Origin of the sequence: Cobetia sp. L2A1 (genome assembly GCF_009796845.1) — a bacterium.
Classification (GTDB): domain Bacteria; phylum Pseudomonadota; class Gammaproteobacteria; order Pseudomonadales; family Halomonadaceae; genus Cobetia.
The window spans coordinates 816,848-834,436 of the sequence record NZ_CP047025.1 but is presented as its reverse complement, the minus strand read 5'-3'; the positions used below and the strand labels follow the sequence as shown (position 1 = coordinate 834,436).

Genomic DNA, 17,589 nt, shown 5'->3' with positions numbered 1-17,589 from the left:
ATTCACCTTGATGCGTCGACCTTGAGCGCGGCAATGACATTCTCCATGCCGGCGCTGCGAGACCCCTTGACCAGCACGCTGGCCCCGGTGGGTAGATGGGTACGGGCGTAGGCTTCCAGCGCTACCCGCTCGATAAAATGCATGCCACTCGCGCCAAAGGCTTCGGTCGCAGCCTCAGCTCCCTCACCGCAGGTAGCAAAAAAATCTATGCCGAGTGTGCGGGCATATAAGCCCACCTCGGCATGCAATCGTTCGGCGTCTTCTCCCAGCTCGCCCATGGCACCCATCAGGCACCAGCGCGGCGCAGGCAGGGTGGCCAGCAAGTCAAGCGCAGCCATCATGGCACCCGGATTGGCGTTGTAGCTGTCATCCAGCAGCCGTGAACCATTGAAGCCTGCCACAACACCTAATCTGCCAGGTGCGCTCTCGGCACTTTCAAGCCCCTCGATCACCAGCTGACTATCAACACCCAGCGCGAGACACGCCGCCGCTGCCGCCAGTGCATTGGCCACATTATGCCGACCCAGCAGCTGAAGCTGGACTCGTCCAAGAGACTCACTGTCAAACGTCAGTTCGAAAGCATAACGCCCGAGGCCATCCGCGCCTAGATCACGTGCCTGTAACCGCGCCGAATCATGATCATCAACCGCCAGGCTGAAGTCGATCACCTCGACGGCCTGCCCAGTCGCTGCCAATGAATGCCAGAGCGAAAAATAGGCATCATCACGGTTGAGCACCGCGACAGGACGCCGGCCGCCCAGCGGACTAAGCCCCGCCAGAATCTCGCCCTTGGCTTGTGCGATCTGCCCCATGCCGCCGAATTCACCGACATGAGCGCCTGTAACATTGGTAATCACCGCCACCTGAGGGCGTGCCAGTGCGGTAGTCCAGGCGATTTCACCAAGATGATTGGCACCCAACTCAACAACGGCGTGCCGGTGAGACTCGTTCAGACGCAACAACGTCATTGGCAAGCCGAAATCATTATTCAGGTTGCCATGATTGGCGAGACTCTCAGCGCCGAAGCGCGCGGCATCCCGCGACAGTATCGCGTGAATCAGGCCCTTGACGCTGGTCTTGCCACTGTTGCCGGTCACGGCGATCAGCGGGCGCCCCCAGGTTCGACGACGAGCTGCTGCGAGCAGTCCGAAGGATAATCGAGTATCCGGCACGACAATCTGCGGTAACGGATCATCTACCTGCCGCTCGACAAGAGCCGCCACGGCACCGCTTTCACGTGCCTGCGCCAGGAAGTCATGGGCATCGAAACGCTCGCCTCTCAACGCCACGAATAGTGGAGCGATCTGATCCGCCAGCTTGCGCGTATCCGTTTCGATCGCTCCCAGCGGCTGACCTGCCAGCGCCTCAGGCAAGTCACACCCAAGCGCCTGCGCCAACTCCTCAAAGGAATTCAGACCGACCTGAAGATCATCCCCGATGCTCATGCGTCGCTCTCCAGACCTTCCAGTGTGGAGAGCCCACGCCGCTCAAGTGCGACTACGGCGTGAGCGACATCCGAGAACGGTAGACGCTGCCCACCGATTTCCTGATAGTCCTCATGCCCCTTGCCAGCAATCAGAATGACGTCGTATTCACCGGCCTCACGAATGACTTGCGCGATGGCCTCACCACGATCCGCGATATTCTCTATGCGCTCACATGCGTGAATGCCTTTCATCATCTGCTGACGGATATCGGCGGCATCTTCACCACGCGGATTGTCATCCGTAATCACGACGCGATCAGCACCCTGTTCGGCGGCACTCGCCATCAGCGGACGCTTGCCAGTGTCGCGATCACCGCCACAGCCAAGCACGCACCATAGGCGCGCATCGTCACGCGCCGGCAAGTGGGCACGCAAGGCAGTCAGCGCCGTTTCGACAGCCTCCGGCGTGTGGGCGTAATCCACCACGACCACTGGCGCACCGTCACGTGTCAGACGCTGCATGCGCCCTGGCACAGGGGTCAGGCTGGGGGCAGCAGCAAACAGTTCGGCCAAGGAGTAATCAAGACCATGCAGGATCAACATCGCCAGCAGCGCGTTATCAAGATTGAAGCGCCCCATAAGATTGAGGCCAAGCTCGCGTTCACCGTCGGGCGTCGCAATCACGGCCACCTGCCCCAGCGGCTCGGGGAAGACATCGATGACACGCAGTGTGGCCACTTCATCACGCCCCATGGCCAATACACGCACACCACGTTGCATGCCGGCGAGCATCAGACGTGCCAGTGCATCATCAGCGTTGAGTACCGCCAATGAGAGCTCAGGACGCTTGAACAACTTGGCTTTGGCCGCGGCATAGGCCGCCATGCTGCCGTGGTAATCGAGATGATCACGTGAAAGATTGGTATAGCCGGCAACGGTGAAGTGGCAGCCATTGACCCGCCCTTGATCAAGCGCGTGAGAGGACACTTCCATCGCGATCAGCTCAGCCCCCACCAGACTCAAGCCCTTGAGCGCAGCCTGCACTGACAGCGCATCCGGCGTAGTACGTTCACCTGCGACCAGCGCACCTGGCCGACCCACACCCAGCGTACCGATCATGCCAGCAGGCGTACCCAAGGCTTCCGCCAACTCAGCGATGTAATGGGTGACTGAAGACTTGCCATTGGTCCCCGTGACCCCGATCAACGTCAGTGACTCAGGCACCCCAAAGGCCTGACGTCCCAGCTCGCCGAGCTGCTCGCCAAGCCCATCGAGCCACACGACGGTTTCGTCTTGCGCGTGAGCCGCAACCTGAGCATCGTCTGCAGTTGGCCGTTCAGCCAGTACCAGTGCAGCACCGTTCTGCTGTGCCCGGGAAATATAATCACGGCCATCACTGCCGATGCCCGGCACCGCGATAAAGATGGAGCCTTTACTCACACGACGGCTATCGATTGTGAGATGCCACTCGGGCTGCGAAGGGAGGAGCGCTGCCAGGCAGCCACCATTGAACGCTACTGGCCACAATGCCATGAGGGCATTCAGCAAATCACTCGCCACCGCGACAGGTCGAGTTAGAAACTCATCAAGACGCGCACTGACGCCCTGACTCTCTGATGCTTGCTCGCCTGGTGTTTGCTCATGAGTCGATCGTGGTGAAGTCATGTCGGAAGACCTTCCTTGTTCCTGCTGTACCGGAACGTATTCGCTACATGATGGATAAAGACACACCCGCTTTTTCCAAATAGCGCATGTGCCACACAAAAATTCGCTACTCGCCGATCTTGCTGTCCGGTGGTACATCCAACAGACGCAATGCCTTGCCGACTACACGCCCAAAGACCGGCGCTGCAACCAGGCCACCATAATATTCTTCGCCCTTGGGATTCTCGATCATCACTACCGTGACGATGCGCGGATCAGAGACAGGCGCCACACCCGCAAAGAGCGATCGGTAGGCCGTCTTCTGATAACCACCGGAGGTCACCTTACGCACCGTACCGGTCTTGCCTGCGATACGGTAGCCCTCGACCACCGCACGCTTGGCTGGCCCATTGGGCTGCACGATCTTCTCCATCATGCCCAGCAGGGAATGGGCATTTTCCGCGGAGATCACCTGATCACCCACGATCGGTGTATTGACCTTGAGCAGTGAAGGCGGCAGACGACGGCCATCATTGGCAAGCGCAGTATAAGCACTCGCCAGCTGCAGGGCCGAAACGCTGATGCCGTAACCATAAGCCATGGACGCACGCTTGCTACGCGACCAGTTGGTCGGTGACGGCAGGACACCGGTCGTCTCCCCGGGGAAACCGGTCCCGGGGCTCTGACCCAACCCCAAGGAATAGTAGCGATTCCAGATGGCATCGTCCTCAAGGCTCAATGCCATGCGGCTCATACCGATATTGGATGAGTGATACAGAATACCGGCCATGTCGAGCTTGCCGTAGTTACGGAAGTCGCGAATGGTGAACCTGTCGACGCGCATGTAGCCCGGCGTGGTATCGATGATGGAGTCCGGCTGATACTGGCCAGAAGCAAGTCCGGCGCTCATCGCCAGCGGCTTCATGACAGAGCCGGGCTCGAAGGCATCCGTGATGGCGCGGTTACGCAGGCCCTCAGGATCCAGGCCAGCGCGATTGTTCGGGTTATAGGACTTCTGGTTGACCATCGCCAGCACTTCACCGGTACGAGCATCCATCATCACCAGTGTGCCACCATCGGCACGGTGCTCGGCCACGGCGGCCTTGAGCTCACGATAGGCCATGTATTGCAGACGGAGATCAATAGACAGCTTCAAGTCACCACCGGGCTTGGCTTCGCTGATCAGATGCAGGTCACGTACTAGCCGCCCCTTGCGGTCCTTGAGTACACGGCGCTTGCCCGGCGTGCCGGAAAGGTAGGAATTGTAGGCAAGCTCCAGCCCCTCCTGACCCTTGTCATCGACGTTGGTGACGCCGACCAGCTGCGCGGAGACCTCTCCAGAGGGGTAATAGCGCTTGTATTCCTGCTTGTGACTTACGCCCGGGATATCAAGATCTATTGCCGGCTGAGCCTGAGGCGGCGTCATCTGACGCTTGATGTACATGAAGCCTTTACCACCGTCACGATAACGACGGATACGATTGATCAGGTCATCAGGTTGCTGGCCAAGGGCGCGCGCGAGAAGTGACAGACGCACGGGATCATCGGGTACCTTGCGCGGGTCGGCCCATAGCGTCACGACAGGGGTCGAGATGGCTAGCGGCTCACCAGTGCGATCAGTGATCATGCCGCGGTGGGCATTGATACTGTCAACGCGCAGAGTACGGGCGTCGCCTTGGTCTTGCAGGAACTGCTGATCAAAGAGCTGTAGATAACCAATACGCCCGATCAGCGCCAACAATCCGGCCAGCACGATAAACAGCATGATGCGATAGCGGCCAGCACCCATTGGGGCACGGGCACTTTTACGAGCGGCAGCGGCGGCTTTGCCGCGCACCACTTTCTCGTTAGAAGCATTGTCACGAGAGGTCTTGTCACGGGGTGACTTGTCTCGCGGAGCATCAGGGCGACGCGTAGCCATTAGCGAATGACCTCAACGTCGTGCACATCGGGCACGCGCATTTCCAGACGCTCACTACTGATACTCTCGATACGTGCAGGCGCAGACCAGGCGCTCTCTTCCAGCAACAGACGTCCCCAACGGGCACGGGCATCATCACGCGCAGCCTCAAGCGTCTGCAGCTGAGCATATTGAACACGGGACAGATGAGAGCTGACCACGACGGCAGCAGCAGAACCAAGCAGGCACAGCATCAACACCACGAAATACAGGTGGCGCCAACGCATATGAACCTTGATCGGCCAATCTCCCAACCTGCCACCCTGACTCCGTCCCGCCATGCTGACTCCCTAATCACTCTGAACGCGATGCCCTGCATCACGATTATCCCTGCGGGCTACCATTGTGCGGGATCGATATCACCATGATCCACACACCCGAGATCCACTCAAACGAGAACGCCGCATTATGTCAGCATGTTGCGCCGGCTGCTAAGAGTTGCCGCAACGCAACATATCTGTCGCCCACTCACTACAGGGCGCTTACGAGCGCGCCTGCCGGTAGGCAGGCGCAAGAATGACCAAAACACGGGTAATGAGCGGAAACGCTATTTGAGCTTTTCAGCAATACGCATCACAGCACTGCGGGAACGCACATTGGCATCCACTTCACTGTCGGAGGCCTTCTGCGCCTTGCCAACCAGTATGAGACGCTTGTTAAGCTGATCTTCGCGGATAGGCAGGCCACGTGGTGCCTGATCGCCGCGTGCCTTGTCACGCATGAAACGCTTCACGATGCGATCTTCCAACGAATGGAAGCTGATCACGACCAGGCGCCCGCCCGGCTTGAGCGCTTCAAGGCCAGCATCCAACGCGCGGGTCAGCTCATCCAATTCACCGTTGATGTGAATACGAATTGCCTGGAATACACGCGTCGCCGGGTGCTTGTGCTTCTCCCAAGACGGATGGGCATCCTTGATCAGGCTCGCCAGATCACCGGTACGTGTAATGGGACGCTCGACACGACGTTCCACGACGGCACGCGCCAGACGCTTGGCGTAACGTTCCTCGCCATAGGTCTTGAAGACCCAGGCCATGTCCTCTGCACTAGCACTTGACAGCCACTCGGCAGCACTCGCACCACTGGTCGGGTCCATGCGCATATCGAGCGGACCATCATTCATGAAGCTGAAACCACGCTCGGCGTCATCCAGCTGCGGAGACGACACCCCGATATCCAACAGAATACCGTCCAGTTGACCCGTCACGCCCTCACGCTCGGCATACTCACCAAGGCGTGCAAATTCGCCAGCATGGATAGTAAAGCGTGCATCTTCGATAGTGGCGGCTTCCGCCAGCGCCTGCGGATCCCGATCACACGCGATCAAGCGTCCATCATCGGCAAGGCGTGACAGAATCAGGCGTGAGTGTCCGCCACGACCGAAGGTGCCATCGAAGTAGATGCCGGAGGCGTCCTGAATCAAGCCATCGACTGCGCCATCGAGCATGACACTGACATGCGCGAAGCGATCAATGACATCGGACTCGGCAACAGAAGGAGTGCTGGGCTTGGACATGACGAAACTCGGGACCTTGGCACGCGATGCGAGCAGTGGAAGCCGACGATAGCGATAGTGCGCCAACGACGAGCGAACATGAGAAGCGATCACACGTCAGATGTGATCAACTTTCAGAGACCAATATAATTCAGAAGACATAACCGACAACCGGCGCCTGTCACGGCTTTATGTTCGTTGCCATTCAGCCAGCAATGGTCAGTCACGAAACACAAAGCGGACGGCGCCGGTTATGCGGATCATAGCGCCTGCAGCAATACGACTCGCTGCAGAGCACATTCAATGTAAGGCGGGAGATGGCCGATAAGCCGGGTCTTGTCGTGGACAGTCATTCATCTAGGCCCTGAATCACTCCAGGGCTCAAGCAACCAACCCGCCCCCACTGCGGGCAGCAGCATAGGGGGCCTATTTGGTCTTGCTCCAGGTGGGGTTTACCTCGCCACGAACTGTTGCCAGTCGCGCGGTGCGCTCTTACCGCACCCTTTCACCCTTACCGGTCAGCCGAAGCTGACGTAGGCGGTCTTCTCTCTGCTGCACTTGCCGTCGGCTCGCGCCGCCCAGACGTTATCTGGCACCTTGCCCTATGGAGCCCGGACTTTCCTCCCCCAACCGAAGTTGGCGGCGACTGTCTGGCCATCTCCCAAGCGCGCAAGACTAGCAGCGTCACGCAGCTTTCACAAGCCGAAGCGACACACCACACCCTACGGCTCAACGCAAAAAAACACTGCTACGGCAATTACTTGCTTTTCACTCGGCAACCGCATCCTTCATGGCCTGCGCCTTGGCATACCACGCTTTCTTGCGACCACCGACAAGACGCGTTGCGATGGCGGCCATCTGCTTGACGCCAACACCCTCTTCAAACAGCACTTGTAGCAGAGCATCACCTTCGACGCTGGCAGCCTCATCACCCTCACGCGCCGGCGCGCCTTCGATCATCACCACGAACTCGCCACGTGTCTGATCGCTATCCACTTCCATGCGGGCCAGCAATTCAGCGGCCGTGCCATCAAGGAAAGTCTCGAAGGTTTTGGTCAATTCACGCGCAAGAACTACACGACGCTCACCCAGCACGTCACGAATGTCACCCAACAGCGCTTGAATACGGTGTGGAGATTCATACAGCACATGCGTGGCACTATCGTCACGCAGCGCGACGAGGCGTGCCTGTCGTGGCCCCCCCTTATGCGCCAGAAAGCCCTCGAAGGTGAAACGATCAGTAGGCAGGCCTGCGGCACTCAAGGCCGTAATCAGCGCACAGGCGCCAGGCAGCGGCACCACCTTGAAGCCACGTTCACGCAAGGCGCGAACGAGGATAAAGCCGGGGTCGGAGATCAGCGGCGTGCCAGCATCGGACACCAGCGCAATCTTGCGCCCCTCTTCCAACGCCTGACAGAGCTGCTCGACACGGCCACGCTCGTTATGGTCGTGCAGCGACATCATGGGGACTTCCAGCCCCAGATGACGCAGCAGGCGTGCACTGTGGCGGGTATCCTCGGCTGCTATCAAATCAACCTCACCCAGCACCCGCGCCGCGCGCGCGCTAAGGTCATCGAGGTTACCAATCGGTGTGGCGACCACGTATAATACGCCTTCAGAAGACTCAGACATTCAATACTTCGACTCGTTGAACTCAATGGTAGAAATGGTCGTCAGACACAGGCAGGTTACGCTGAGGGCCCAAGGCATTCCATACGGAGCCTTGTGCTAATACCCTGTGCCTAAAGCACTGTATTCACAGCTCGTGCCCAAGGCTCTTTGCCCAAGACCCTTGATATGTTCGCGCAGCTGCACGACCGGGCACCATAATGTCTTGTCAAGAATGTCTTCTCAAGAATGCCTTCTCAATCCGTCATAACAGTAGGCGGCGATGCAGCTTCAGGCCGCTTCGCCCACTAGCCAAGGGACCGTCGTACATGCACCAGACATGGAACCGTGCATCAGCCAGCGTGCTGCGCACTTCGTCAGCCATCCGGCAGGAGACATCTCGTCCCTCCCGTACCGGCTTGCGTGCGCTGGCCGGCATGGCCATATCAGCCATGCTATTGGCAGGGTGTGCTGGACAATCTCCGATTTCCAGCGGCCCAGGTGCTCAAGAACTGCTCGCACAGGCAGATCAGCAACAAGGCAAACAGGCTTCCAGCACCCGCCTACGAGCCGCCGATATCCTAGCACGCAGCGGCGATAACGCGCAGGCGATCAACATTGCAGCCGACATCGATCCTACCTCACTGGAACCACAACAGCGGATTCAATGGGCCCTCCTGCTTTCGCGTGTTGCGTTGGAGCAACAGGATGGCTGGAACACGATTCTTGCCACCTCCGTCCTCGACGATGACATACAGATCTCCAGCGATGATCAGCGCACGCTACGCAAGCGTCGTGGCCGTGCACTCGGCATGGTTGGTGAGCCGCTGGCCAGCGTGCAGACACTCATCGCCCTGCAAGCCGACACCGATGACCTGAGCATCAATGACATCGTGTGGGAGCAGCTGACACGCCTATCTCCAGATCAGCTCAATACCGTGGCTAGCGCCAACTCCATCGCCAGTGGCTGGGTCGAACTGACTCGCCTACAGCGGCGCTACGGCAGTGACATCGAAAAAATGTTCGATGCCATCAATGGCTGGAGCGATGCCAATCCTCAGCATCCGGCAGCACGCCAGATGCCACAGGGCATACTCGATCTACGCGAACTTTCGGGGCAAGAGGTGCGCAAGATTGCGGTCTTCTTGCCAGAATCCGGTCCGCTCAAGCGAGTGGCCCAAGCCATTCGCGAGGGGATTGAGGCACGCCACCGCAGCGCTATAGATAATGCCGAGGCCACGCCTCAGCTTATCTTCTTCGATACCACCAGCGCCGACCTCAAGACACTCTATGCGCGCGCCACCATGGAAGGTGCACAGGTCGTCCTTGGCCCATTGGACAAGGACCTCGTCAGCCAGCTGGAAACACAAGACAGCCTGCCGCTGCCGACCCTGGCATTGAACTACGGCACTCACGAGCAGAATCTTGCACGCAATCTGTTCCAGTACGGTCTGTCTGCAGAAGACGAAGCCCGCCAGGTTGCCCGACGCGCTGGGCTGGATGGTCATCGCGGAGCTGCTGCCCTGATCCCCGATAACGCATGGGGCCAACGCGTATATGAAGCCTTCCGCGAACAGTTTGAGCAGGAAGGTGGCGATATCGTGTCGATAGAGCGCTATAACCCGAAAGGTGCTGTCAGCAGTGCAGTCAAGGACCTGCTATCTGTCTCTAGCCAGGATCAGGCGCGCATGAAAGCCGCCAAGACAAAAGGCAATAAATACAGCAGTGCGCATTCTGGCAAGATTGACATGATCTTCCTGCTGGCACTGCCGAGCTATGCTCGCCAGGTACCGCCGATGCTGGACTTCTACTACGCGAGCAGTCTGCCGATCTACGGCACCTCCCATCTCTATGAAGGCACACCTCAGCCGCGTCAGGATGGCGATCTCAACGGCGTCGACTTCGTGGATATTCCCTGGGAAGTGCCAGAAGCCTCTTCCAGTGGCACTGACTCCCTGCCGGAAGTTGATACCTATCGCGCTCTTTCTGATGCCTCACCCGGCATGCTCAAGCTCAATGCGATGGGAGTCGATGCTTATCGTCTAGCTCAGCGCGTACCGCTGATGCTGGCCGGCGCGGGCGGGGAACTCTTCGGCGCCACCGGCAGTCTTTATCCTCGACACGATGGCCGTATTCAACGCACGCTACAATGGGCTGAGTTCCGCAACGGCGTGCCACACGCGCCGCTGAAAGGCATCGAACATCATGCTGCCGATGCCTACACACCCTGATATGTCACATACTGACCAGCCAAGCGATGGCGATCGTGAGATTCCACAGCACCGCGCAAGAGCGCGCGGTGCTGTTATCGAAGCCGAAGTTGAGCGATGGCTGGCAGCACAGGGCATGATACCCGTCACACGAAACCAGCATGCCAAGGGCGGCGAGATCGACCTCATCATGCGTGATGGTGACATTCTCGTCTTCGTTGAAGTGCGTTATCGTGCCAGCAATCGATTTGGTAGTGCACTAGAAAGCGTGACCAGCACCAAGCAACGCAGACTAATCAAGGCTGCGCGTTTTTATCTGGCCCAGCACGGGCTATCATGTTCCTGCCGCTTCGACGTGGTAGGCGTGGAGGGGTCATCTCCTCGATCCATACACTGGATTCGCCACGCCTTCGAAGCGTTCTGAAGCCAACGACCAAGAGCCATCATGGATTTCCAATCGCGTATTCTCGGCCACTTCAACGCCAGCATCGACACCAAGACCTACGCCAGCGAAGTGCTGCCGCCCTTCATTGAAGCGGCGAGCCAGATGATGGTTCAGAGCCTGGTCAATGACGGCAAGATTCTCGCTTGTGGCAACGGCGGTAGTGCCGGTGACAGCCAGCACTTCTCTTCGGAGCTTTTGAACCGCTTCGAACGTGAACGCCCAAGCCTGCCAGCGATCGCGCTTACGACTGACACTTCAACGTTGACCTCCATCGCCAACGACTACAGCTATAACGAAGTGTTCTCGAAGCAGATTCGTGCGCTAGGCCAGCCTGGCGACGTCCTGCTCGCCATTTCAACCAGCGGTAACTCCGCCAACGTGGTCCAGGCCATTCAGGCTGCTCACGATCGTGATATGCATGTCGTGGCACTGACAGGTCGTGACGGCGGCGATATGGCATCTCTGCTAGGCAGTGATGATTGCGAGATTCGCGTTCCGGCAACCTCTACCGCACGCATCCAAGAAGTTCACCTACTGGTTATTCATTGCCTATGTGATCTGATTGACCACCAGCTGTTCGGTAGCAACGAATAACGTACTGTGTCGCACGGCGACCCTCTGGAGATTACGGCATGACGTCCAAGCACCTGCTTTCCCTCATGGCCACTGCCGGCTTCCTGACCCTTGCTGGCTGTACGACCATGGCCGACCTGACAAACAGTGGCACCATCGACGAGGATTACGGTGATCGCACACTGGGCGCTCAGGTAGAAGACGAAAGCATCGAAACCAAGATTGAAGTCAATCTCGGCAAGACCGATGCCCGCTACAACGACGCCCATGTCAATGTGAATTCCTACAATGGCATGGTACTGCTGACAGGCCAGGTGGCCAGCGATGAGCTAAAGCAGCGTGCCACAGACGTTGCCAAGGATGTACGTCGCGTACGCCAAGTTCAGAATGCCATCGAAATCAGCGCCAATGCGCCGGCCTCTCAGCGCGTTCAGGACACCTGGCTGACGACTCGTATCAAGGCCAAGCTGGCTGCTGATGCCAATATCGATTCAGGTCGCATCCTGGTGCTCACCGAGAACGCCAGTGTTTACCTGATGGGTATCGTCACACGCTCTGAAGCCACCCAGATCGTCAGCAAGGTTTCTGAAGTTGGCGGCATTCAGCGCATTGCCAAGGTATTCGAATACCTCGATTGATCAGCAAGCACTGCACCGTACCAATAAAAACGCCCCGCAGGCTTGGCCTGCGGGGCGTTTTTATTGGTACGGTGCCTCAATGGTGCAACACGACAGCAGATTTCATGCTACTTGATCACGCGCAGCGAAGGACGCCCTTTACGCGGCGGCTTCGGCTGGTTATCGCCATCAGCACTCTGTTCACCAGAATCAGACGATTCGCCATCCTGCACGTCATCAGTGCTCTCTTCTGCCACCGATGAGCGCTGCTTGCCATCATCTTCATCCACGACTACGCCAGCACTCCCCACACTGGAAAGTGTCGGTCGCGATGAAGTGTCGGACTCAACATCCGCAACCTCACCAAAGGTCATTTCGTCTGCACCCGGCATCACCGGTTCATGACCAAAGACCATACCTACGCCATTTTCACGTGAGTAAAGCGCTACCAGCGCAGGGGTCGGCACACTGACGTGCATCGGCTGGCCACCAAAGCGGGCATTGAAGCTGACACCTTCATTGGCGATCAACAGATCACGCACCGCACCCGGTGCAATGTTCAACACAATCTGGCCATTCTGGACGTGTTGACGCGGCACCTGAACACCATCCTGCTCGGCATCCACCACAATGTACGGTGTATTGTCATTATCCAGCAGCCACTCGTAGAGTGCGCGTGCCAGATAAGGGCGACTGGAAAGCATGAGAAAACCTCTTGAACTGCAATGGGGGGTCAGCAACAACCGGCGCCCCGTGGCAACCGGACAGTACCTCACTAGCCGCAAGGGCTAGATATAACCGTCAGGCATAGAGCCTGCTGGCATGGCTGACCACCCTAACGATGGTCAGCCAGACATGGATCAGAGACGCATTTCGCGCTCTGCTTCAGACAATGATGCCTTGAAAGCATCACGCCCAAACAACCGCTCCATGTAACTCAGCAGGGGCTTGACCTGCTTCTCTGGCAATTCAATACCGAGTGTCGGCAAGCGCCACAGGATCGGTGCAATACACGTATCTACCAGCGAGAACTCGTCGCTCATGAAGAACGGCATGTCATCGAAGATCGGAGAAATGCCGATCAGGCTTTCACGCAATTCCTTGCGCGCCTTGTCGGCTTCCTTCTTGGTGCCTGTCTGGATGGTTTCCATCATCGGCACCCATTCGCGCTCGATACGGTGCATCCACAGACGGCTCTGGGCGCGCGCTACCGGATACACCGGCAACAGCGGCGGATGCGGGAAACGCTCGTCCAGATATTCCATCATGACCTTGGACTCATAGAGCACCAGGTCACGGTCCAGTAGCGTCGGCACACTGTTATACGGATTCAGATCGGCCAGTTCGGCCGGACGATTATCATCATCCACATCAATGATATCGACGGCTACACCCTTCTCGGCCAGTACGATCCGTACTCGGTGGCTGAAGTGGTCGTCACCACCAGAGTAGAAGGTCATCGATGAACGCTTGGCCACAACACCCATGAAACTGTCCTCGCATCTGTTCGAGACATACCCGTGTCAGCCTTTGGCCTGACAATCGGGGATAAGTTTCCTCTGACCGACACATCAATGAAGAAGAGTCGATCAAAGGGTCAGCTTTACGTCATCTTGCGGTGACGCAAGCGGGCGCGCGACTGGTCAGCCGCGCGCCCGTCACTGCCGACTCGCCATTATCGATGAGCACGCTCAACAAGTGCCATCAATGAATGTCGCGCCAGTATTCTTTCTTGAGGAGATACGCCAGCAAGGTAAAGATCAGAATGAATATTAACACCTTGGGCGCCATGTTCTCAGCCTTGAGTCGCGATGGCTCGCCAACATAAGAGAGAAAGTTGGTCAGATCCCACATCGCCTGATCAAACTCCTGCGTCGTCATACTGCCCGACTGGGTAATTTCAAGCACGTCACATGATTGATAACGACCTGTTTCAAGGTCCAGCGCTGCTCCCGATAGCGCAATATCACTCTGGGTGCACACTTTCTCCTGCACCCCTTGCAGCGGCTCCAGCACGTGCGGCATTCCCACCTGCGGGAAGACAGTATTGTTGACGCCCCAGGGGCGTGACTCATCACGATAGAAGCTACGCAGGTAGGTGTAGATCCAGTCCGTGCCACGCAGCCGCGCCTCGAGCGATAGATCAGGCGGTGGCGCACCAAACCAGTCAGTGGCGTCCGTGGCACTCATGCCGATACGCATGGTGTCATTGATCTTGAGCTCTGGCGAGAAAATCAGAAATTTCTCGACTAGATCCACGGGCATACCCAAGTCTTCGGCAGCCCGCGAATAACGTTGATATTGCAGGCTATGGCAGCCTAGACAGTAATTGGCATAAAGCTGCATGCCACGCTGTAACGACGGCTGATCTCGCAGGTCTGGCTGCATGACATCCAGATGCACGTCGTCGCCTGCTGCCATCACCAGTCCTGGTGAAAATAGGCTTATCGCTGCCAACAGATAGGTCGCAAGATATTTTATCATCAGCCTGTCACCCTATCCGGCACTGCTCGCGTCGTCTCGAAGCGCGTGTATAGGGGCATCAGTATGAAGAAAGCAAAATAAGCCACCGTTGCCACCTGCGCAATTATCGTACGCTCTGTCGTTGGCGGCATCACACCCAGCACACCTAGCGTCACGAAACTCACCACGAATACGATAATAGCAACACGTGACCACCAGCCTTTGTAACGAATCGAGCGGACGGGGGAGCGATCCAGCCACGGCAATACAAACAAAATGGCAATGGCCAACCCCATGACCACGACACCCCAGAACTTGGCATCTACGCCAAACAGCGGGTAACTCACTGCACGCAGCATCGCGTAGAACGGTGTGAAGTACCACACCGGCGCAATATGCTCAGGCGTCTTCAGCGAATTCGCCGGTTCAAAGTTGGGCGTTTCGAGGAAGTAGCCGCCGCCTTCGGGGAAATAGAATATTACTGCGCAGAACACGAACAAGAAGACGCCGACACCGACAAGGTCTTTCACCGTGTAATACGGATGAAACGGAATACCATCCAGTGGATTGCCGACCTCATCCTTTTTATCCTTGATCTCGATGCCGTCCGGATTATTCGATCCCACCTCATGCAGCGCCACAAGATGCAGCACCACAAGCCCTACAATCACCAACGGCAACGCAATGACATGCAGTGCAAAGAACCGATTCAAGGTAATACCCGAAATCAGGTAATCGCCACGAATCATCTGCGCAAGGTCGCCTCCAATTACCGGAATAGCGGTAAACAGGGAAATAATTACCTGCGCACCCCAATAGGACATCTGCCCCCAGGGCAGCAAGTACCCCATGAAGGCCTCAGCCATCAGCGCCAGATAAATACACATGCCAAAGATCCACACCAGCTCGCGCGGCGCCCGGTAAGAGCCATAAATCAAGCCGCGGAACATGTGCAGGTAGATTACCACGAAGAATGCCGACGCACCGGTGGAATGCATATAGCGGATCAACCAGCCATATTCCACGTCGCGCATAATGTATTCGATCGATGCAAAAGCACCTTCCGCTGTCGGCGTATAACTCATCGTCAGCCAGATACCCGTGATGATCTGATTGACCAGCACCAACATCGCAAGCGAACCGAAGAAATAGAAGAAATTGAAATTCCTTGGTGCGTAATACCCTGTCAGGTGATCCTGCATCAGCTGGGTCGCCGGAAATCGATCATCAATCCAACGCATCACGCCTCGCGGCGCCTTGGCACGGTCAGGATTACTCATCACCCAGTCTCCTCGTCGACACCGATGACCAACACCTGCTCGCTCTCGTAGCGATGCGGGGGCACTTCCAGATTCGAAGGTGCCGGCACTCCAGTGAAAACACGCCCAGCGAGATCGAATTTCGAACCATGACACGCACACAGATAGCCACCCGGCCAGTCTGTACCGAGATCAGCCGCCCCTATCTCGGGACGATATCCTGGCGAGCAGCCAAGGTGTGTGCAGATACCTACCAGCACGACATATTCAGGCTTGATGGAACGCAGCACCGCATCAACGTATGCCGGCTGCTGTGGTCGCCTTGACTCAGGATCCTGCAGCTCAGCAGGAGGAATAGCGCGAATATCCGCGATCATTTCAGGGGTACGGTTAACCACCCATACCGGCTTGCCACGCCATTCGATGGTCATTTGCTGACCAGGTGCCAGGCGCGAAATATCAGCCATGACAGGCGCGCCCGCAGCACGTGCACGTGCGCTTGGTTGCCATGAGGCTAGAAAGGGGGTCGCGATTCCGACAACACCTACTGCTCCGACCACCGTTGTCGCGCTGACAAGGAAGCGTCGCCGCCCTCTGTTCACACCGCGATTTGCCATTTTATTATTGTCTCCCAAGCACCACCGCATGATGCCAAGCCATCTCTTCGCCAAGCATTCGAAGCTTGAGTGTATTAAAGGGCAAGAAGCGGAACCTAACAACTCAAGAAAATAGCCTTGCCAAAGCTGCTTTCTTCAACTGTTCATCAAGACAGCAAAAAAAACGTCCAGCACCCTTTCGGGTACTGGACGTTTTTGTGGTCGACGCTGTTCTCTTAACGCTTGGAGAACTGCGGACGACGACGGGCCTTGCGCAGGCCGACTTTCTTACGCTCGACTTCACGAGCGTCACGAGTGACGTAACCAGCGGCACGCAGTGCCGGACGGAAGTCCTCGTTGTATGCCATCAGGGCACGAGTGATGCCGTGACGGATAGCGCCTGCTTGAGCAGAACCACCACCACCGGCGACAGTCACGTAAACGTCGAACTGTTCGGTAGTTTCGGTCAGCTCGAGCGGCTGGCGAACCACCATGCGACCTGTCACACGACCAAAGTAGTCGTTAAGGTCACGCTGGTTGACGGTGATTTTGCCGGTGCCCGGCTTCATGAAGACGCGCGCGGTAGAAGTCTTGCGGCGCCCAGTACCATAATGCTGCTGTGTCATGGCGATGCTTCCCTCAGATGTTCAGTTCTTGCGGCTGCTGCGCAGCGTGCGGATGCTCGGCGCCAGCATAGACTTTCAGCTTGGACTGCATGGCACGACCCAGCGGACCCTTCGGCAGCATGCCCTTGACAGCCAGTTCGATCACGCGCTCAGGCTTGTGGTCGATCATCTGGTTGAAGGTCATGGAGCGCAGGCCACCCGGGTAACCGGTGTGACGGTAGTAGGTCTTGGCTTCAGCTTTGCGGCCAGTCACTGCTACCTTCTCGGCGTTGATGACGACGATGTAATCGCCGGTGTCAACGTGCGGAGTGTACTCGGCTTTATGCTTGCCGCGCAGGCGACGAGCAATTTCAGTAGCCATACGGCCCAGCGTCTTGCCGGCTGCGTCGACGACGAACCAGTCACGCTGGACGGACTGCGGCTTGGCAGTAAACGTCTTCATGGATGAATCACCTATAGTCGGGTCTTGCACTTAGTGCGCGACCAATCCCTATTTTTCTTGGTTGTCCGACGCCTGGCAGTGAGTGACGTGCTGCTTGCGCAGCGACATTCATCTCATCTCCAGACTGCTCTCGCTCATCAGGAGTGAATGACTCAGGATGACTCGAGAACCGGTCAACAGTTCGAGCGAGCGCGCATTGTACATGGCGAGCGCGCCCATCACAAA

General features: G+C 57.4%; 17 protein-coding genes and 1 other RNA gene. 4 read left to right on the top strand and 14 right to left on the bottom strand.

Annotated elements, in window-relative coordinates; genetic code table 11:
* Positions 1–2 precede the first annotated feature (2 nt).
* The 7 genes from GQR90_RS03615 to rsmI form a co-directional block, all read right to left on the bottom strand.
* Positions 3–1,445, bottom strand: coding sequence for a UDP-N-acetylmuramoyl-tripeptide--D-alanyl-D-alanine ligase (locus tag GQR90_RS03615; RefSeq protein ID WP_158772918.1), 1,443 nt, complete (start codon positions 1,443–1,445; stop codon positions 3–5).
* Positions 1,442–2,959 carry a UDP-N-acetylmuramoyl-L-alanyl-D-glutamate--2,6-diaminopimelate ligase gene (locus tag GQR90_RS03610; protein WP_158775285.1) on the bottom strand — a complete coding sequence of 506 codons (1,518 nt, stop codon included), beginning with the start codon at positions 2,957–2,959 and terminating at the stop codon, positions 1,442–1,444. The genes GQR90_RS03615 and GQR90_RS03610 overlap by 4 nt, the downstream gene beginning before the upstream one ends.
* A 238-nt stretch (positions 2,960–3,197) precedes the next feature.
* Positions 3,198–4,859 (bottom strand): peptidoglycan D,D-transpeptidase FtsI family protein, encoded by a 1,662-nt coding sequence (locus tag GQR90_RS03605; protein WP_158775284.1) that lies wholly within the window; start codon positions 4,857–4,859, stop codon positions 3,198–3,200.
* 131 nt (positions 4,860–4,990) lie between these two features.
* Positions 4,991–5,311: a cell division protein FtsL gene (gene ftsL / locus GQR90_RS03600; RefSeq protein WP_158772917.1), complete on the bottom strand. Its 321-nt coding sequence runs from the start codon at positions 5,309–5,311 to the stop codon at positions 4,991–4,993.
* 266 nt (positions 5,312–5,577) lie between these two features.
* A complete protein-coding gene (rsmH, locus tag GQR90_RS03595) occupies positions 5,578–6,546 on the bottom strand; it encodes a 16S rRNA (cytosine(1402)-N(4))-methyltransferase RsmH (protein WP_158772916.1) in 969 nt (322 codons plus the stop codon).
* 288 nt (positions 6,547–6,834) lie between these two features.
* An RNA gene (rnpB, locus tag GQR90_RS03590) (RNase P RNA component class A) lies at positions 6,835–7,187 on the bottom strand.
* A 106-nt stretch (positions 7,188–7,293) separates the two neighbouring features.
* Complete coding sequence (gene rsmI / locus GQR90_RS03585; protein WP_158772915.1) at positions 7,294–8,157, bottom strand: 16S rRNA (cytidine(1402)-2'-O)-methyltransferase; 864 nt, start codon at positions 8,155–8,157, stop codon at positions 7,294–7,296.
* Between the two features lie 305 nt (positions 8,158–8,462).
* On the opposite strand from rsmI, the gene GQR90_RS03580 reads away from it, so the two are divergent.
* From GQR90_RS03580 to GQR90_RS03565, 4 genes are read left to right on the top strand one after another with little or no spacing between them, the layout of a single operon-like run.
* Complete coding sequence (locus tag GQR90_RS03580) at positions 8,463–10,364, top strand: penicillin-binding protein activator (protein ID WP_233266416.1); 1,902 nt, start codon at positions 8,463–8,465, stop codon at positions 10,362–10,364.
* A gap of 1 nt (position 10,365) precedes the next feature.
* Positions 10,366–10,767, top strand: coding sequence for a YraN family protein (locus tag GQR90_RS03575; protein ID WP_158772914.1), 402 nt, complete (start codon positions 10,366–10,368; stop codon positions 10,765–10,767).
* Between the two features lie 21 nt (positions 10,768–10,788).
* Entirely contained in the window at positions 10,789–11,382 is a 594-nt protein-coding gene (locus tag GQR90_RS03570) for a phosphoheptose isomerase (protein ID WP_024951313.1), read from the top strand.
* 38 nt (positions 11,383–11,420) lie between these two features.
* Positions 11,421–11,999 carry a BON domain-containing protein gene (locus GQR90_RS03565; protein WP_158772913.1) on the top strand — a complete coding sequence of 193 codons (579 nt, stop codon included), beginning with the start codon at positions 11,421–11,423 and terminating at the stop codon, positions 11,997–11,999.
* 107 nt (positions 12,000–12,106) lie between these two features.
* On the opposite strand, the gene GQR90_RS03560 is transcribed toward GQR90_RS03565, so the two are convergent.
* The 7 genes from GQR90_RS03560 to rplM all read right to left on the bottom strand — a co-directional run bounded on the left by GQR90_RS03560 (position 12,107) and on the right by rplM (position 17,364).
* A complete protein-coding gene (locus GQR90_RS03560; RefSeq protein WP_158772912.1) occupies positions 12,107–12,682 on the bottom strand; it encodes a ClpXP protease specificity-enhancing factor in 576 nt (191 codons plus the stop codon).
* Positions 12,683–12,838: 156 nt separating this feature from the next.
* Positions 12,839–13,465 (bottom strand): stringent starvation protein SspA, encoded by a 627-nt coding sequence (sspA, locus tag GQR90_RS03555; RefSeq protein WP_158772911.1) that lies wholly within the window; start codon positions 13,463–13,465, stop codon positions 12,839–12,841.
* Between the two features lie 217 nt (positions 13,466–13,682).
* Entirely contained in the window at positions 13,683–14,462 is a 780-nt protein-coding gene (locus tag GQR90_RS03550; protein ID WP_158772910.1) for a cytochrome c1, read from the bottom strand.
* Positions 14,462–15,721 carry a cytochrome b gene (locus GQR90_RS03545; RefSeq protein ID WP_158775282.1) on the bottom strand — a complete coding sequence of 420 codons (1,260 nt, stop codon included), beginning with the start codon at positions 15,719–15,721 and terminating at the stop codon, positions 14,462–14,464. The genes GQR90_RS03550 and GQR90_RS03545 overlap by 1 nt, the downstream gene beginning before the upstream one ends.
* Positions 15,721–16,317 carry a ubiquinol-cytochrome c reductase iron-sulfur subunit gene (gene petA / locus GQR90_RS03540; protein WP_158772909.1) on the bottom strand — a complete coding sequence of 199 codons (597 nt, stop codon included), beginning with the start codon at positions 16,315–16,317 and terminating at the stop codon, positions 15,721–15,723. Before petA ends, GQR90_RS03545 begins: the two co-directional genes overlap by 1 nt.
* A gap of 215 nt (positions 16,318–16,532) precedes the next feature.
* Complete coding sequence (gene rpsI / locus GQR90_RS03535; protein WP_024951320.1) at positions 16,533–16,922, bottom strand: 30S ribosomal protein S9; 390 nt, start codon at positions 16,920–16,922, stop codon at positions 16,533–16,535.
* A gap of 13 nt (positions 16,923–16,935) precedes the next feature.
* Positions 16,936–17,364: a 50S ribosomal protein L13 gene (gene rplM / locus GQR90_RS03530; RefSeq protein WP_024951321.1), complete on the bottom strand. Its 429-nt coding sequence runs from the start codon at positions 17,362–17,364 to the stop codon at positions 16,936–16,938.
* Between the last annotated feature and the right edge of the window lie 225 nt (positions 17,365–17,589).

What these genes read in the sequence shown, in the direction of transcription:
- GQR90_RS03605 (WP_158775284.1), bottom strand. Translation starts at nt 4,859, where the DNA reads ATGGGTGCTGGCCGCTATCGCATCATGCTGTTTATCGTGCTGGCCGGA.
- GQR90_RS03570 (WP_024951313.1), top strand. Translation starts at nt 10,789, where the DNA reads ATGGATTTCCAATCGCGTATTCTCGGCCACTTCAACGCCAGCATCGAC.
- rplM (WP_024951321.1), bottom strand. Translation starts at nt 17,364, where the DNA reads ATGAAGACGTTTACTGCCAAGCCGCAGTCCGTCCAGCGTGACTGGTTC.
- rpsI (WP_024951320.1), bottom strand. Translation starts at nt 16,922, where the DNA reads ATGACACAGCAGCATTATGGTACTGGGCGCCGCAAGACTTCTACCGCG.
- GQR90_RS03550 (WP_158772910.1), bottom strand. Translation starts at nt 14,462, where the DNA reads ATGATAAAATATCTTGCGACCTATCTGTTGGCAGCGATAAGCCTATTT.
- GQR90_RS03615 (WP_158772918.1), bottom strand. Translation starts at nt 1,445, where the DNA reads ATGAGCATCGGGGATGATCTTCAGGTCGGTCTGAATTCCTTTGAGGAG.
- GQR90_RS03610 (WP_158775285.1), bottom strand. Translation starts at nt 2,959, where the DNA reads ATGGCATTGTGGCCAGTAGCGTTCAATGGTGGCTGCCTGGCAGCGCTC.
- GQR90_RS03565 (WP_158772913.1), top strand. Translation starts at nt 11,421, where the DNA reads ATGACGTCCAAGCACCTGCTTTCCCTCATGGCCACTGCCGGCTTCCTG.
- GQR90_RS03545 (WP_158775282.1), bottom strand. Translation starts at nt 15,721, where the DNA reads ATGAGTAATCCTGACCGTGCCAAGGCGCCGCGAGGCGTGATGCGTTGG.
- GQR90_RS03580 (WP_233266416.1), top strand. Translation starts at nt 8,463, where the DNA reads ATGCACCAGACATGGAACCGTGCATCAGCCAGCGTGCTGCGCACTTCG.
- GQR90_RS03560 (WP_158772912.1), bottom strand. Translation starts at nt 12,682, where the DNA reads ATGCTTTCCAGTCGCCCTTATCTGGCACGCGCACTCTACGAGTGGCTG.
- rsmH (WP_158772916.1), bottom strand. Translation starts at nt 6,546, where the DNA reads ATGTCCAAGCCCAGCACTCCTTCTGTTGCCGAGTCCGATGTCATTGAT.
- ftsL (WP_158772917.1), bottom strand. Translation starts at nt 5,311, where the DNA reads ATGGCGGGACGGAGTCAGGGTGGCAGGTTGGGAGATTGGCCGATCAAG.
- petA (WP_158772909.1), bottom strand. Translation starts at nt 16,317, where the DNA reads ATGGCAAATCGCGGTGTGAACAGAGGGCGGCGACGCTTCCTTGTCAGC.
- rsmI (WP_158772915.1), bottom strand. Translation starts at nt 8,157, where the DNA reads ATGTCTGAGTCTTCTGAAGGCGTATTATACGTGGTCGCCACACCGATT.
- sspA (WP_158772911.1), bottom strand. Translation starts at nt 13,465, where the DNA reads ATGGGTGTTGTGGCCAAGCGTTCATCGATGACCTTCTACTCTGGTGGT.
- GQR90_RS03575 (WP_158772914.1), top strand. Translation starts at nt 10,366, where the DNA reads ATGTCACATACTGACCAGCCAAGCGATGGCGATCGTGAGATTCCACAG.